General features: G+C 62.5%; 13 protein-coding genes. 2 read left to right on the forward strand and 11 right to left on the reverse strand.

Annotated features, from left to right (window positions below; all coding sequences use genetic code 11):
• Nucleotides 1-2: 2 nt before the first annotated feature.
• A complete protein-coding gene (locus KHP07_RS25415; RefSeq protein WP_214498234.1) occupies nucleotides 3-293 on the reverse strand; it encodes a type II toxin-antitoxin system ParD family antitoxin in 291 nt (96 codons plus the stop codon).
• Between the two features lie 416 nt (nucleotides 294-709).
• On the opposite strand from KHP07_RS25415, the gene KHP07_RS25420 reads away from it, so the two are divergent.
• On the forward strand, nucleotides 710-1651 hold the full coding sequence (locus KHP07_RS25420) for an MFS transporter (RefSeq protein ID WP_250883723.1): 942 nt from the start codon (nucleotides 710-712) through the stop codon (nucleotides 1649-1651).
• On the forward strand, nucleotides 1648-1875 hold the full coding sequence (locus KHP07_RS29615; protein ID WP_250883722.1) for a hypothetical protein: 228 nt from the start codon (nucleotides 1648-1650) through the stop codon (nucleotides 1873-1875). The genes KHP07_RS25420 and KHP07_RS29615 overlap by 4 nt, the downstream gene beginning before the upstream one ends.
• A 188-nt stretch (nucleotides 1876-2063) precedes the next feature.
• Here KHP07_RS29615 and KHP07_RS25425 read toward each other — a convergent pair whose 3' ends face one another.
• The 10 genes from KHP07_RS25425 to KHP07_RS25470 all read right to left on the reverse strand — a co-directional run bounded on the left by KHP07_RS25425 (nucleotide 2064) and on the right by KHP07_RS25470 (nucleotide 12618).
• Nucleotides 2064-2798, reverse strand: a complete 735-nt coding sequence (locus KHP07_RS25425) for a UTRA domain-containing protein (RefSeq protein ID WP_214498235.1) — start codon at nucleotides 2796-2798, stop codon at nucleotides 2064-2066.
• A gap of 81 nt (nucleotides 2799-2879) precedes the next feature.
• Entirely contained in the window at nucleotides 2880-4253 is a 1374-nt protein-coding gene (locus KHP07_RS25430) for an LLM class flavin-dependent oxidoreductase (protein WP_214498236.1), read from the reverse strand.
• 27 nt (nucleotides 4254-4280) lie between these two features.
• On the reverse strand, nucleotides 4281-5111 hold the full coding sequence (locus tag KHP07_RS25435; RefSeq protein ID WP_185710955.1) for an amino acid ABC transporter permease: 831 nt from the start codon (nucleotides 5109-5111) through the stop codon (nucleotides 4281-4283).
• Nucleotides 5108-5926 (reverse strand): transporter substrate-binding domain-containing protein, encoded by an 819-nt coding sequence (locus KHP07_RS25440; protein ID WP_214498237.1) that lies wholly within the window; start codon nucleotides 5924-5926, stop codon nucleotides 5108-5110. The genes KHP07_RS25435 and KHP07_RS25440 overlap by 4 nt, the downstream gene beginning before the upstream one ends.
• 62 nt (nucleotides 5927-5988) lie before the next feature.
• On the reverse strand, nucleotides 5989-6582 hold the full coding sequence (gene pnuC, locus KHP07_RS25445) for a nicotinamide riboside transporter PnuC (protein WP_214498238.1): 594 nt from the start codon (nucleotides 6580-6582) through the stop codon (nucleotides 5989-5991).
• Between the two features lie 15 nt (nucleotides 6583-6597).
• The gene (locus KHP07_RS25450) at nucleotides 6598-7434 is read right to left on the reverse strand and encodes an HAD family acid phosphatase (protein ID WP_214498239.1); all 837 of its coding nucleotides are present in this window, start codon (nucleotides 7432-7434) and stop codon (nucleotides 6598-6600) included.
• A gap of 12 nt (nucleotides 7435-7446) precedes the next feature.
• Nucleotides 7447-9594, reverse strand: a complete 2148-nt coding sequence (locus KHP07_RS25455; protein WP_214498240.1) for a TonB-dependent siderophore receptor — start codon at nucleotides 9592-9594, stop codon at nucleotides 7447-7449.
• Nucleotides 9595-9719: 125 nt separating this feature from the next.
• A complete protein-coding gene (locus KHP07_RS25460; RefSeq protein WP_214498241.1) occupies nucleotides 9720-10592 on the reverse strand; it encodes a sulfurtransferase in 873 nt (290 codons plus the stop codon).
• Nucleotides 10589-11701: a phosphotransferase enzyme family protein gene (locus KHP07_RS25465; protein ID WP_150675461.1), complete on the reverse strand. Its 1113-nt coding sequence runs from the start codon at nucleotides 11699-11701 to the stop codon at nucleotides 10589-10591. Before KHP07_RS25465 ends, KHP07_RS25460 begins: the two co-directional genes overlap by 4 nt.
• Complete coding sequence (locus tag KHP07_RS25470) at nucleotides 11698-12618, reverse strand: ABC transporter substrate-binding protein (protein WP_150675462.1); 921 nt, start codon at nucleotides 12616-12618, stop codon at nucleotides 11698-11700. The genes KHP07_RS25465 and KHP07_RS25470 overlap by 4 nt, the downstream gene beginning before the upstream one ends.
• Nucleotides 12619-12737 lie beyond the last annotated feature (119 nt).

Below are 12737 nucleotides of genomic sequence, written 5' to 3' on the forward strand. Positions count from 1 at the left end.
GCTCAGTGTTTCTCTTTCGTCGGGATTGTTGCCTCCAGGCTCAAGCCCTCGAGGTAGTGCGCCAGATCCCCTTCGTTGAGCTCAGTGGAGCGCCCGCGCTTAAGGTCCATGATGCCGATCGATGTAGCCTGACGCAGGGCCTCAATTTTGGCGGTGTCTTCGGCGATGCGCTGCTCCAGTAAACGCAAACCTTCTCGCATTACTTCACTGGCATTCTGATAACGGCCGGACTGTATCAGGTCATGTATGACCTGTTCCTGGTGAGGGGTGAGCACAACGTTTCTCGTTGCCATATTGAACTCCAGCTTTCAGCGAGTAGTGTCTTTCGGTAATTGGCATATTATGCCATTTAACTTTCCGGTACATGGTTTAAGGCTTGGGTCTGCCAAACTGGGTTGTATGGTTGCTTTTTGGGATGTTTCGATCCTTAGTCTCGACGAGACGTGGCAAATTGCCCGTACAACACGGCCACCAGTCTGCAGTGGCCGCCGGCGTGTACTCAGGCATCATCTGGGCCGTTGGAAACCTTGACCGCGGGACCTTTGAGCCGGAACAGAAGCGAGTGCTGGAATGCTCTGCCTTTTCGAAGACAACCTCACCGACTGGTCGCCTCCAGACACCATCAATGCCTTGTTCCACAAGCCTGAAGGTGAACTTTGCCCGTGGCAGTTTGAGCACTTTACCGCTGTCCAACTAAGGTCGGTCACGAATGGAAAATCTAAGTATTGAGTACACCGACAAACAACGCTGGTTTGCCTTTACCAAGATAAACACCCTCTCGGCCCTGTCGCAGATCGTACAGATCGGTACAGTCACTCCGCTGCTGTCACTTTCGCTTGAGCAGCTAGGGGTCGAACCGGCAAAGATCGGGGTGATTGTCAGCGCCTCGTGGTTGGCGATCCTGCTGCTCTACAAATGGCTTCCGCGTCTGCTGGCCCATCTGGGGCTGGTCAAGACGAATGTCCTCAGCGCAACGCTAACGATTGCTGCGCTGATCGGTATGACCCTGACAACCCATTTGGCACTGGTTTTTTCGCTGAATTTCGTGCTTGGTATCGGGTTGATTCTGCGCTGGATCGCCTGCGATACGTGGATTGTCGCGGTTGCATCGAAAGACGAGCGCGGTCGGGCGATCGGCATACATGAGACCTTGATGGGCCTGGGTATTGCTGTCGGTCCGCTGCTGTTGGTTGTACTCGGCGTCGGGAGTGCCGCGCCTTACTACGCATGTATCGTGATCGTGTTGTTGTCCGGCGCGCTGGAATTAGCCCTCAAGGACTACGATACGCGACCGCAAACCCCGGCAGAAAATCGCCATGGCAAGTTGTTCAGCATCATTCCAACGGCACTGTGTGGCGCGTTTATCGCGGGCTTTTCGGAAACCTCATCCGTATCGTTCCTTGCAGGCTACAGCCTCTCGGCCGGTTATCTGTTGACCGCCGCCGCCCTGCTGATATCGGCGTTCGGAATTGGCGGCACCATCCTGCAACTGCCAATCGGCTGGATGGCCGACCGCAGTTCATACAAAGTCGGCCAATTAGTCTGCGGCTTGATACTGTTGCTGGGCACCCTGGCCATTCCGTTCAGCCAGCCGCTTCCTTGGCTAGCGACGATGTCATATTCCTCTGGGGCGGCGCCATTGGTGGCATGAACACCTTGGCTGTGATCGAGGTGGGAGACCAGGTCGGCGAACATCAAGTGTCCACCGCCATGACGGCTATTGCGATGTTCTACACCTTGGGCAGCGTATTAGGTCCCATTGCCACGGGCGCCACAGTTTCCTATGTCAGTGAGCACGGATTGATGATCTCGGTGGGGATAGTCGGTTTGCTGTTCATTGCAATGTTGGTTTTGCGCAGGGTTCCCCATGCATGAACGTGCAGCACCTCAATGATGAGGACTTACGCGTACACAAGACCTGGCTGTGGTACGGGCGCTGGCCCCTGATTTGATCGTGATCAAGGACGCCGTGGTGCTGGGGAGGCAGCGAGTACCCGAGCAGTTGTTCGACGCGCCGAAGCAACCCTATCACGGGACTTGTCAGCGGCGTCTGTGTTGACGTCTCAGTGAGTTCCCGGATACCGAGTCTCCATCACAATCGACAACGCATCCGGGCGCCAGAATTCCTGGTCGAATTCCACCGGCCGGTTGTCCTCGCCGAAGTTCAAGCGTTCCAGGTACACGCTGGTGGAGCCCGGCGACAGTTGCAGTAACTCGGCTTGTTCTTCGTTCACCGTGCCGATGTGCATCTCCAGCTCACACCGCGACTGCACCCGCGCAAAACGCTCGCGCAGCAGTTGGGTCAGCGAGGTATTGAGGTCGGCTTCGAGCAGGCCAGGGCACCAACTGGCGAGCAGCGCGTTGAACTCCAGCAGCACCGGGCGGCGGTCGATCCAGCGTCGGCGTTGCAGGAAGAACACCGGCTCGTCCGCCGAGGCCAGGCCCATGCGCTTGGCCAACCAGGGGCCGGCGGGGCGCAGTTCGGCGTGCAGGCATTCGGTGCGCGGGGTGCGGCCCTGGGCGCTGACGTAATCCATGAAGCCGCTGATACGCGTGGGGTCGTAGCGGATGCGCTGGGGGCTGACGAACCAGCCCCGGCGGTTTTCGCGGTACACCAGGCCTTCGGCTTCCAGTTGCTGCAACGCTTGGCGCAGGGTGACGCGGGTGCAGCCGAAGCGTTCGATCATGTCCCGTTCGGAGGGGAATTTCTCATCGGCCTGGGGCACGCCTGCGGCGATGTCATGGGCGATCTGTTCGCGGATGCGCTGGTAGTGCGGGGAAATGGGGTCGAAAGGCATCCTGGGGTTCCGTGAGCAGGCATGACGTGGGGGTGACTCTACCGTTCCTGTTGGCGCAGGTCACCTTCTCCCACGCAGGGGCTATGCAAAGCGGAATGACGCCCCATGGGCCGAGGCCGGCAACCGGTCACTGCCATCGGCGCGCAGGCGCGAGCGCAAGGTGCCGCTTTGCGCCGTGGTGCGGTACAGGCCACGTTTTTGCAGGGCCGGGATCACCAGTTCGACAAAGTCGTTCAAGGAGCCTGGGCTGATCAGCGGGTTGAGCATGTAGCCGCTGGTGCCGGAGATGCGGGCGTGCTCCTCGATCTTTTCCGCGATCTGCTCCGGGGTGCCCACCAGGATCAGGTCGCTGCCCCGGGTGACATTGGCGAAGCGCTGGCGCACCTCGCCGGCAGTGAGCGGCTTGCCGCTGCCATCGGGCTTCATGATGTAGGAGGTCATGCCTTCGGTGTGGGTCGACAGCGCCTCGTTGTCTGCATAGCGGTTGATGTCGATGCCGGTGTCACCGGCGTAGCTCACCAACTGCGCTTGCAGGTGATAGTTGCTTTGCAGGGTGTCGTATTTTTTCTGCGCCTCGATGGCCGTGGGAGCAGTGACGATGCGCAACACGGTCAGCGATTTCACGTCGGCCGCCTGACGGCCTCGGGCCTCGGCCTGGCCCCAGATATCTTCCAGGCCCTGGCGGATTTCCAGCGGGTTGGACTTGGCGATAAACACCAACTCCGCGTGCTTGGCGGCGAATTGTCGACCACGCCCCGACCAACCGGCCTGGATCAGCAACGGCGTGCGTTGCGGCGACGGCGACGTAAGGTGCGGCCCAGCCACCCGGTAATGTTCACCGGCATGCTGGATAGGCCGCACGCGCGCGCCGTCCGCGTAGGTGTGCGCGAGTTTGTCGGCGATCACTGCATCATCGGCCCAGCTGCCTTCCCAGAGCTTGTACACCACGTCGAGAAACTCTTCGGCGCGCTCATAACGGTCGTCGTGCTTGATCATCTGCTCCAGGCCGAAATTGCGCGCAGCACTGGACAGGTACGAGGTGACGATGTTCCAGCCGATGCGCCCGTCCGACAGGTGATCGAGGGTGCTGAAACGCCGGGCGTGGGTGAACGGGTGCTCGTAGGTGGTGGTAACGGTGACGCCAAACGCGAGTTTTTCGGTGAGGGCCACCAGCGCTGGAATAATCGTCAGCGGGTCATTGGCCGGGGCTTCCACCGCCCATTTCAACGCCATGGCTTCGGAGCCGCCGAACACATCGTAAAAGCCCAGCACGTCACCGAAGAACATCAGGTCGAGGTTGGCTTCATCTGCCGTGCGGGCCAGGTTCGACCAGTATTTGAGGGTATTGATGCCCAGCCGCTCATCCGCCGGGTGGGTCCACAGGCTGGGCGCACCGCCGCAGCCGACGCTGGCTTGTTCATAAAGGCCGAATAACAACGGGGTGGGATCGGACATGGTGCTTCCTGCAGGTAAAGAGTAGGGCTAGCGCCCGTGGAGATAAGCCTTGCCGTAGTGCCGTTCCAGCCGGGCCTGGATCAGTTCCAGACCGATCGACAGCAACCAGTAGATGACGGCAGCGGTGGTGAGCATTTCGATATAGCGGTAAGACGAGCGGCCATAGGATTGCGCCAAAAACATTACTTCCCACACGCCCATCACCGAGACCAGGGAGGAGTCCTTGAGCATCGAGATGAACTGGCTGGTGGTGGGCGGAATGATGGTGCGCATGGCCTGGGGCAGGACGATCTGCCAGAACGTTACCGCCCGGCCCATGCCGAGAGCGGCGGCTGCGTTGCGTTGGCCTTGGGACACACCCAGGATGCCGGCGCGGAAGATCTCGCTGAGGTACGCGCCGTAGTTCAGCGACAACGCGATGATCCCGGCACTGATGGCGCCCGGCACCACCCCCAATTGAGGCAGGCCCAGGTAGATCAGCAAGATCTGGATCAGCAGTGGCGTGCCGCGAAAAAACGAAGCGTAGAAGCTGGCGATACCGAACGCCACCGCGCTGCTCGACAACCGCGCCAGGGCGGTGGCAAAACCCAGCGCCACCGACAACCAGATCGAGCAGAAACACAGGAACAGCGTCAGCGCCGCGCCTTGCAGGAAACCTTGGGGCGACAGGTGCAGCCCCACCAGGTTTTGCCACTTGGCGGCGACGATGGCGAACTGCAGGTCGAAGCTCATGAACAGGCCGGCGAACAGGCACAGCATCACGCCCCAGGTCAGCCACAGGCGTACTTTGAACGACAGCAGCGTGCGCTTGACCGGTGGTGGTTTCACAACGGCAGGTGGGGTGGGGAATACACTCATTGGGTAATGTCTGAGCCGATCCATTTCTGGGAGATCTTCGCCAGCGTGCCGTCACTTTTCAGCTCGGCAAGGATCTGGGTCAGCTTGGCATCCCACGCCGGATCGCCTTTCTCGGTGGCCACCACATTGGGCTCGGCGTACAGCACGTCACCAGTGATCTTGAAGCGCGGGTCGTGGTCAATGCGTTCCTTGGCGGTGACCAGGTTGGTGACCATGGCATCCAGGCGTTTGCCGGTGCCCAGGGCCAGGTCCTGGAAGGCGATGGTTTCGTTGTCGTAGGGCACGGCTTGTACGGCCTTGAACGGGTACACGATGGGCTTGCTCGCGCCTTCGATCACCAGGTCTTTGGCCAGGTAGGCCTCGTAGGTGGACGCACTGCCCACCCCGACTTTTTTGCCGGTCAGGTCGGCCGGTGACTTGATGCTGTTGTCGGTTACATTGACCACCACCACGGCAGGCGAGGCGTAGTACTCGAACGGGAAATTGAACACCTGGCCGCGTGCGGCACTGGGGGTCATAGAGCAGATGCACACGTCGTAACGGCCGTTCCAGCGGCCCGCTGCGATGACTTCCCAGGACGGGGTTTCCAGTTTGAGTTTCACGCCGAGTTTGGCGGCCACGGCCTTGGTGACATCAACGTCAAAACCATCCAACTGGTTTTGTTCGTTGAGGAAGGAGAACGGTGGGTAGTTCTCCATCAACACGCCGACCAACTGCTTGGATTGGGTGATGCGGTCCAAGGTTTGCCCGGCGAACACGGCCGGGCTGGCCAGGAGAAGGGTGACGCTGAGGGCGGCGGCAGTGCGTAAGTTCATAAAAGCATCCAGGCGAGTTTTGTTATATTTAAACGCGATAGATGCCCTAATGTTTAATGATATTAAACGCTGTAAACCGACGCTTTGGTTATATGTTCCTGTTGTTGCAAATCCCGGTGCCAGGCGCGCAAACCATAGGTCGCCAGCACCACGAATCCGGCGTACAGCGCGGCGGTCAGCTGCAGGTCTTTGTACAGGAACAGGCCCACATAGGCCGCATCCACCACTATCCACAGCCACCAACTGACCACGTATTTGCGCGCCGCCCACAGGCTGGCCACCAGGCTGAAGGCGGTGAGCAGCGAGTCGAGCCAGGGCAGGGCGGCGTCGGTGAAGTGGTGCATCACGGAGCCCAGGGCCACGGCGCCGACTAGCCCCGCCAACAGATGCCGCCACGCCTCCTGAGGCGGCAGGCGCTCTACACGCACCTTGCCCGCGTCAATGCGCCCAGTGCTCCAGCGCCACCAGCCATAACCTTGCAGTACGGCAAACACCAGTTGCAGCAGCATGTCCGAATACAGCTTCACGTCGAAGAAGATCCAGGCATACAACAACACCGCGACCACGCTGACCGGCCAGCACCAGCGCACCCGCTGTGCGGTGAGCCAGACCCCGGCGATGTTGAAGAACACGGCGACGATTTCGAGTGGCGACATAGGGTTCTCTCGGAACTAGTTTTCCAGATGCAGCGCCTGTTGCTTGAGCTGGCGCTTGCGTTCGAAGGGCAGTTTTTCCTGGTCGCCATAGGGCGCGCTGTACCAGTTGCCGTAGGTGGGGTTGGGCAACAGGAACCAGCGTTGGCCAAGCCAGGCCAGGTACGGCGCGGCGGCCTTGCGTTGATCAGCCAGGGTGTTGTGTTCAGCTTGCACGAAGTCACCGAAGGAATCGCCCGCCAGCATCAGCACACGGGCATGGCTGGCCACCCATTGACGCCGGCAGTTCTTGCCGTAGCCGGCCTGTTCGCAATGGCCGGTGGGCGTACTGGCAGCCAGCACCTGTTCGTTGCTCGCCACCGGAAAGCCGCGCAGGCGCAGGTTGTTGACCGTGGCCTGGACGTGGCTGTGTTCGCGGTTGGTGATGTAGTAGACGCTGACGCCTTTTTTATCGGCCGCCTGCAGGAACTCGACGGCTCCGGGCAGGGCCTGGGCCTTGGCCTGGTCGACCCAGGTGTTCCAGCGGTCGTAGGAGTAGACCTGGTTGCTGAGAATGTCCCGGGCGTTGAGCGGCACGTTGTCGAGCACGGTTTCGTCGATATCGACCACCACCGCCGGCGGCAGCCCGCTGAGGTTGCGGGGTGGCAAGGGCAGGGCGTCCCAGGTCGGGTCGGCCAGGGCGACGTCCAGCTGACGGGTGGCGCTGGCGAAGATTTGGCGGTAAATCAGCTCGTGCTCGATGGAGGTCTGGGTCCACAGCACCGCGTCCAGTTGGTCGTTGGCGGGCGGTTGCTGCTGGCAGCCGACGATGGCGGTGGAGAGCAGGCACACACTGGCAAACATCAGATTACGCATGAACACTCAGCCTCAAAAATTGACGGTGGCAGACAGCCGCGCAGTGCGTGGCGCGCCCAGGAACAAGTAGCCATCGCCTGCGGATTCACCCACATCCCGCCAGTAGCGTTTGTCGAACAGGTTGTCGACGGTCAGGCGCAGAACAGTAGCGTAATCGCCGACCTTGGTGGTGTAGCGGCCGCCCACATCGAACACCGCGTAGTCGTCGACCTTCACCGTGGCCTCGCGGTTGGCGTATTTATTCGCGCTGTATTGCACCCCGCCGAGCAGGGCCAGGCCGGGTACGCCGGGGATGCTGTAGTCGCCGTGCAGGCTGGCGCGTAGCTTGGGCACGTTGATCGCCTGATGGCCGTCATAGTCATCGGTGCCGCTACCGCTGACCTGGGCGCGGATCGCCGCGACGCTGGCCGACACTTGCAGGTCGGAGGTCACACGGCCGTTGGCGGACAGTTCGATGCCGACGTTCTTCTGCTTGCCTTGCTGCACAAAGGTGATCGTGCCGTCGTCGTTGGGGCGGTTGTATTGCAGATCCTGGGTGATCTGGAACAGTGCGGCCGTCAGGCTCAGGCGCTGGAAGTCACGCTTGATCCCGACTTCCAGCTGGCGCGAGGTGGTGGGTGGCAACACCTCATCGGAGTTGTTGCTGAACCACGCCGCCTCGCCACCCAGGGACAGGCCCTTGCTGTAGCTGGCGTACAACGACGTGTCCGGGCGCGGCTTGTAGATCAACGCCACCTGGGGCAGGAACACGCTGCGCTGGGTATGGCGGGTGGTGGCGCCGGCCTGGTTGTAGGTCTCTTCGTCGAGACGCACCTGGCGCCCGCCGAGGATGGTTTGCCATTGCTCGTTGAAGCTGATGCGGTCGCTGGCGAACAGGCCGTACTGGCGGCTGTCGAGGCGCCGGTAGGTGTGGCCCAGCGGGCCGTCGTAGGGTTCCAGCACGGGTGACGGCTGATAGATATTGCCTTCGCCGATGTACTCGTTGACCGATTGGCGCCGGTCCACCAGGCGGCGGAATGCGCTGGTGCCAACGGTCAGGTCATGCTTGAGAAAGCCGGTGTCGAACTGGCCGTTGAGCGCGGCCTGGGCTTCCTCATTGCTACGCGTGTCATCGGGGCTGCGGTAGTCGGAGATGTCGTAGTCGCCCTCGGCGCTGAAGTGGTTGGGCACCGCGGTGCCTGCGCAACTGGCGGCGCCGTAGCAGCCCCAGGCGAAGGTGCTGTAGTCGTCGATCACCACGCGGCTGCGGGATGCGCTGAAGCTGGCTTTCCACGCGTCGTTGAAGCGGTACTCGAACAGCCCGTCGAGGTTCAGCGACTGGATACCCACCGGGTTCGACCAGCTCTGGTACGCCAGCAGATCCTTGGGCGAGACATGGTGCGGCACCTCGGTCCCCCCGAGCAATTGATAGCCCGGCACCGAGCGCTGCTCGCGGTTCTGGTACTCGGCGTTGAGTTGCAGCAAGGCGTTGGGGCTGATGTTCCAGTCCAGCGCCAGGGAGGCGAAATCGCGCTTGCCGTCGGCGTGGTCGACGTAGGAGCGAATATCCTCATGGGCCAGGTTGATGCGCACGCCCACCTGCTGTTCGGTGCCAAGCCAGCCGCCGATATCGGTGGCCAGGTAGCGCTCGCCCTGTTCGTTGGTAGACACGGTGACCGAGCGCACATTCTCCGGGCGTTTGCTCACGTAGTTGACCAGGCCGCCGGGCTCCGAGACGCCGCTCTGCAAACCGGCCAGGCCCTTGAGCACTTCTACCTGCTGCTTGTTCTCCAGCGCCACGTTTTGCTCGCCGGTGATGGTGCGACCGTTGATCTTGTAGCTGCTGGCCGGGTTCAGGGCAAAGCCGCGTATCACGAAATTCTCGTAGTAGCCGACGGGGGCATAGCTGTCGCCGACCGAGGCGTCATTCTTCAAGACCTCGCTGAGCAGGCGCGCCTGCTGGTCTTTCAAGCGGCCTTCGGTGATCACCGAGACGGACGCCGGGGTGTCCAGCAACGGCGCGTTGTCGAAGCCGGCCACGGCGGCTTTTTTGGCCTGGTAGTCGGTGGCCTCCTGGCCGACCACGGTGACGGTGTCCAGGGTCGTGTCCTGGGCGTGAGCCGCCGCAGCGGCGAGGGTGATGCTCAAGGCGAGCAGGGTGTGACGGTAAGGTGTAGCCATGAAAAGAGCGCTCCAAAGGCCTGCCGCCGCTGCCGTACGCTTTTATCGGACAACAGGGTGCCCAGCGCTGCGCAACGAGGGGTTGCCAGTACGAAATGAAAAAGCCGAGTTCGCCGCAGAGGGCGTCAGGCCGGAGCTGCTCCGGTAGTCATTGGTAAGCGTGCGTCGGCGGCCCATTCCTGCAGGGAGCCGTCGTAGAGTGTGATGTCCTGGCGCCCCAGCAGGGTCAGGGCCAGGGCGTTGGCGGCGGCCGAGATACCGCCGCCGCAATACAACACCAGGGGGCCTTCGCTGTGCAGCAGCGTGGGGCCGATAGCCAGGGCCAGGGCATCCTTGGGCAGGTAGCGGCCATGGGCGTCGAACAGGTTGCGCGCCGGCAGGTTACGGCTGCCGGGGATATGCCCGCGCCGGGCGTAACGGGTGGCGGCGCTGCCGTCGAAGAGTGCCGCGCCCAGGGCGCAGATCAAGACCCCGGGCGCTTGCCCGGCGACGATGGCTTCGACGCCGACGCGGTCGATCCACACCTGCGGGCGCCGGTTGATCGGCCAAGGTTGCACCGCAGCAATCGATGCCTCAGGTCCACCGTGTTCGGGCAAACCCGCTTGGCGCCAGGCGTTGAATCCGCCATCGAGTACCGACGCTTCGATGCCCACGCCGCGCAGCATCCACCACAGGCGGGCGGCCCAGAAACCGTCGGCGCGATCGTAGATTACCAAGGTTTTATCCACCCCCGCGCCGAGCGCTGCCAAGCCTTGCACCAGCGCGTCGGGCGCTGGCAAGGCAAAGCTGAAACTGGCCTGGGTATCTGCCAGTGCCGTCAACAAATCAGCGTGCCGCGAGCCGGGAATATGCGCTTGCAACCAGCCGTCATAACCGCTGGCAACCCGATAGTCACCGTCGAATTGCGGCGACGGCAGCAGCACCGTGGCGTCCAGCACCACCAGCGCCGGGTCGGCCAGATGTGCCTGTAACCATTGGGCATCGACCAGCAGGCTCATACGCTTTGGCGCCGGATATGCTCAAGCAGGCGTTGCCCCTCGGCACCCGCAAACCAGCGCAGATGACCGAGCAGGTAGGCGTAGTAGGCCACGTCGGCGCTGGCGCTGGAACCGACCACGTCTTGGTAATACGCCACCTCGGACAGGGCGAAATCCACATGCACCAGCGGCAGCAAGGCGCTGAGTGTGTGTAGGTCGTGTGCACTCAACGGGCGCACCTGGTGATAACCATTGAGCAGGGCATCAACGCTGTCGAGGTCGGCGCTGGCCGTGCCGCCGCTGTCCAGGTCCAGCCAGGGCACGGCGTTGCGTTCGATGGCGGTGGCCAGGTCGAAGAGCGCGAACGTGCGGTCGGCCAGGCCGAAATCCAGCACGCTGGAGACGCTGCCGTCTGCATTCCACAACAGGTTGGAGGCGTGCCAGTCGTTGTGGGTCCAGAGCGGTGGCTGGTTGCGTAATAAGGGCTGTAGCGCTTGGTGCCATGGCAGCAGCAGCTCGCTGAGCTGGGCGTGCCAATCCTTGTCGGCGAGGTAGGCGTTGTGGCGGTTGGCGATGGCGTGCAGCGGTGCCTCGTGCTCGATCAGCCGCGCATTGGCCAGCAGCACGGCGGTGCGGCGTGGCGGCGCTGCGTAGTGTTCGGCGGCTTGATGCAAACGGGCCAGGGCCTGGCCGGCGGCGAGGGCATGTTGATGGTGCTGGAACGGCGACCACGACAGCGCGTCGCGGTACAGATCCAGACCCTCGGCCAGGTGGTGCACTTCATAGGTCCACTCGCCTAGCACGGTGGCCGTCGCCCCGTGGCGGTTCGGCACCACCGCTGCCACCGGCGCGCCCTGGCGATACAGGTGGGCGATCAGCTGGTGTTCTTCTTCCAGCCACGCGGCCTGGCGCACCTGCTGGTGATGGCGTTTGACGAACAGCGTCGCATCGGCGGTGGTGATCAAGCCGGCAGCGGAAAATGGCCGCGGGCTGTGCCAGTGCAGGCTGTGCAGCGGGCCGAGTTGCGGGTAGTCACGCAGCAGGTGTTCGATGTCGGTTTCGTGCAGGGCCGGCCAATCCGCAGTGACAGGCTCCAGCCCCAGGCCATGGGCGGTACGTTGCGGGTTCATGGGCGCGCCTCGGGCAGGTAGGCGTTGCTGGTCGCGCCTTGCCATACCTGCGGGTTGTCGAGCACCGCGTGGTGGTGCAACCACTCGGCGTAAGGCGCGATCAGCGCCTGGCGTTGCTCGCCCCAGCGGCCTTGGTGCAGCCAGGTGGGGGCGATTTTATGCAGCGAGGCACTTAGCAGTTCTGCCGGGAAATACGGCGTGGTGTGTTCATACGCGCTGAGGGCAATCGACGGTTCCTGGGCTACGGCCAGGTAACCGCGGGCGGTGGCGGCGAGAAAGTCGCGCACCACTTCGGGCTTGTCCGCCAACGTGCGTTCGTGGGCGCCGAGCAGGTAGCTGTGATAGACCGGCGCGCCGATCTCGTCCACCGGCAACACCACGCGGCGCGCCGCCTCGATGGGGCTGTGCATCAGTGCTTCCCAGGCCCAGTAACCACCGAAACTGGCGTCGGCGACGCCTTCTGCCAATTGTTCGGGGCGCAACTCGCGCACACCGCTGTCCACCAGGATCACGCCATCGGGGTCGCCGCCGTCGCGGCTGACCAAGTGACGCACCATGGCCAGGCCGCGCGGCGTGGGGTTAAGCGCGAGGCGCTTGCCCACCAGGTCGCGGGGGCGACGGATGCCGGAATCGGTGAGGGTCTGGATGGACTCCAGCCCGGCATGGTTGATCGCCGCGATGCCTTGCAACGCCTGACCCAGGCCACGGCGTACCAGCAGGCGGTTGCTGGGGAATACGCCGAAGTCGGCGGCGCCAGTCAGCAGGTGCTCCAGGGTGTCGCCACGGTAGGGGTCGTGCACCACCAGTTCTACATCCAGGCCCAACTCCGCATACCAGCCGCGCTCCCGTGCCAGGTACAAACCCGCCGAATTCGGCCATGGGTGAAAGTACTCCAGCATTACCTTTACCGACACCATCGCGTGTTACTCCAGCCCAACGTCCTTTGATGGGAGCGATTTATAAGCGAGTAATCTGGTATATACCAATATCCTTTGTTGCTATGGATATAACCGCAGCGCGCGGTCTGAATTCGACG

The organism is Pseudomonas sp. VS40 (assembly GCF_018587885.1).
GTDB classification, from domain to species: Bacteria; Pseudomonadota; Gammaproteobacteria; order Pseudomonadales; family Pseudomonadaceae; genus Aquipseudomonas; species Aquipseudomonas pergaminensis.

Excerpts from the sequence above, each read along its gene's own strand:
- KHP07_RS25455 (WP_214498240.1), bottom strand. The coding sequence starts at position 9,594 with ATGGCTACACCTTACCGTCACACCCTGCTCGCCTTGAGCATCACCCTC.
- KHP07_RS29615 (WP_250883722.1), top strand. The coding sequence starts at position 1,648 with ATGAACACCTTGGCTGTGATCGAGGTGGGAGACCAGGTCGGCGAACAT.
- KHP07_RS25420 (WP_250883723.1), top strand. The coding sequence starts at position 710 with ATGGAAAATCTAAGTATTGAGTACACCGACAAACAACGCTGGTTTGCC.
- KHP07_RS25440 (WP_214498237.1), bottom strand. The coding sequence starts at position 5,926 with ATGAACTTACGCACTGCCGCCGCCCTCAGCGTCACCCTTCTCCTGGCC.
- KHP07_RS25425 (WP_214498235.1), bottom strand. The coding sequence starts at position 2,798 with ATGCCTTTCGACCCCATTTCCCCGCACTACCAGCGCATCCGCGAACAG.
- pnuC (WP_214498238.1), bottom strand. The coding sequence starts at position 6,582 with ATGTCGCCACTCGAAATCGTCGCCGTGTTCTTCAACATCGCCGGGGTC.
- KHP07_RS25470 (WP_150675462.1), bottom strand. The coding sequence starts at position 12,618 with ATGGTGTCGGTAAAGGTAATGCTGGAGTACTTTCACCCATGGCCGAAT.
- KHP07_RS25465 (WP_150675461.1), bottom strand. The coding sequence starts at position 11,701 with ATGAACCCGCAACGTACCGCCCATGGCCTGGGGCTGGAGCCTGTCACT.
- KHP07_RS25415 (WP_214498234.1), bottom strand. The coding sequence starts at position 293 with ATGGCAACGAGAAACGTTGTGCTCACCCCTCACCAGGAACAGGTCATA.
- KHP07_RS25435 (WP_185710955.1), bottom strand. The coding sequence starts at position 5,111 with ATGAGTGTATTCCCCACCCCACCTGCCGTTGTGAAACCACCACCGGTC.
- KHP07_RS25430 (WP_214498236.1), bottom strand. The coding sequence starts at position 4,253 with ATGTCCGATCCCACCCCGTTGTTATTCGGCCTTTATGAACAAGCCAGC.
- KHP07_RS25460 (WP_214498241.1), bottom strand. The coding sequence starts at position 10,592 with ATGAGCCTGCTGGTCGATGCCCAATGGTTACAGGCACATCTGGCCGAC.
- KHP07_RS25450 (WP_214498239.1), bottom strand. The coding sequence starts at position 7,434 with ATGCGTAATCTGATGTTTGCCAGTGTGTGCCTGCTCTCCACCGCCATC.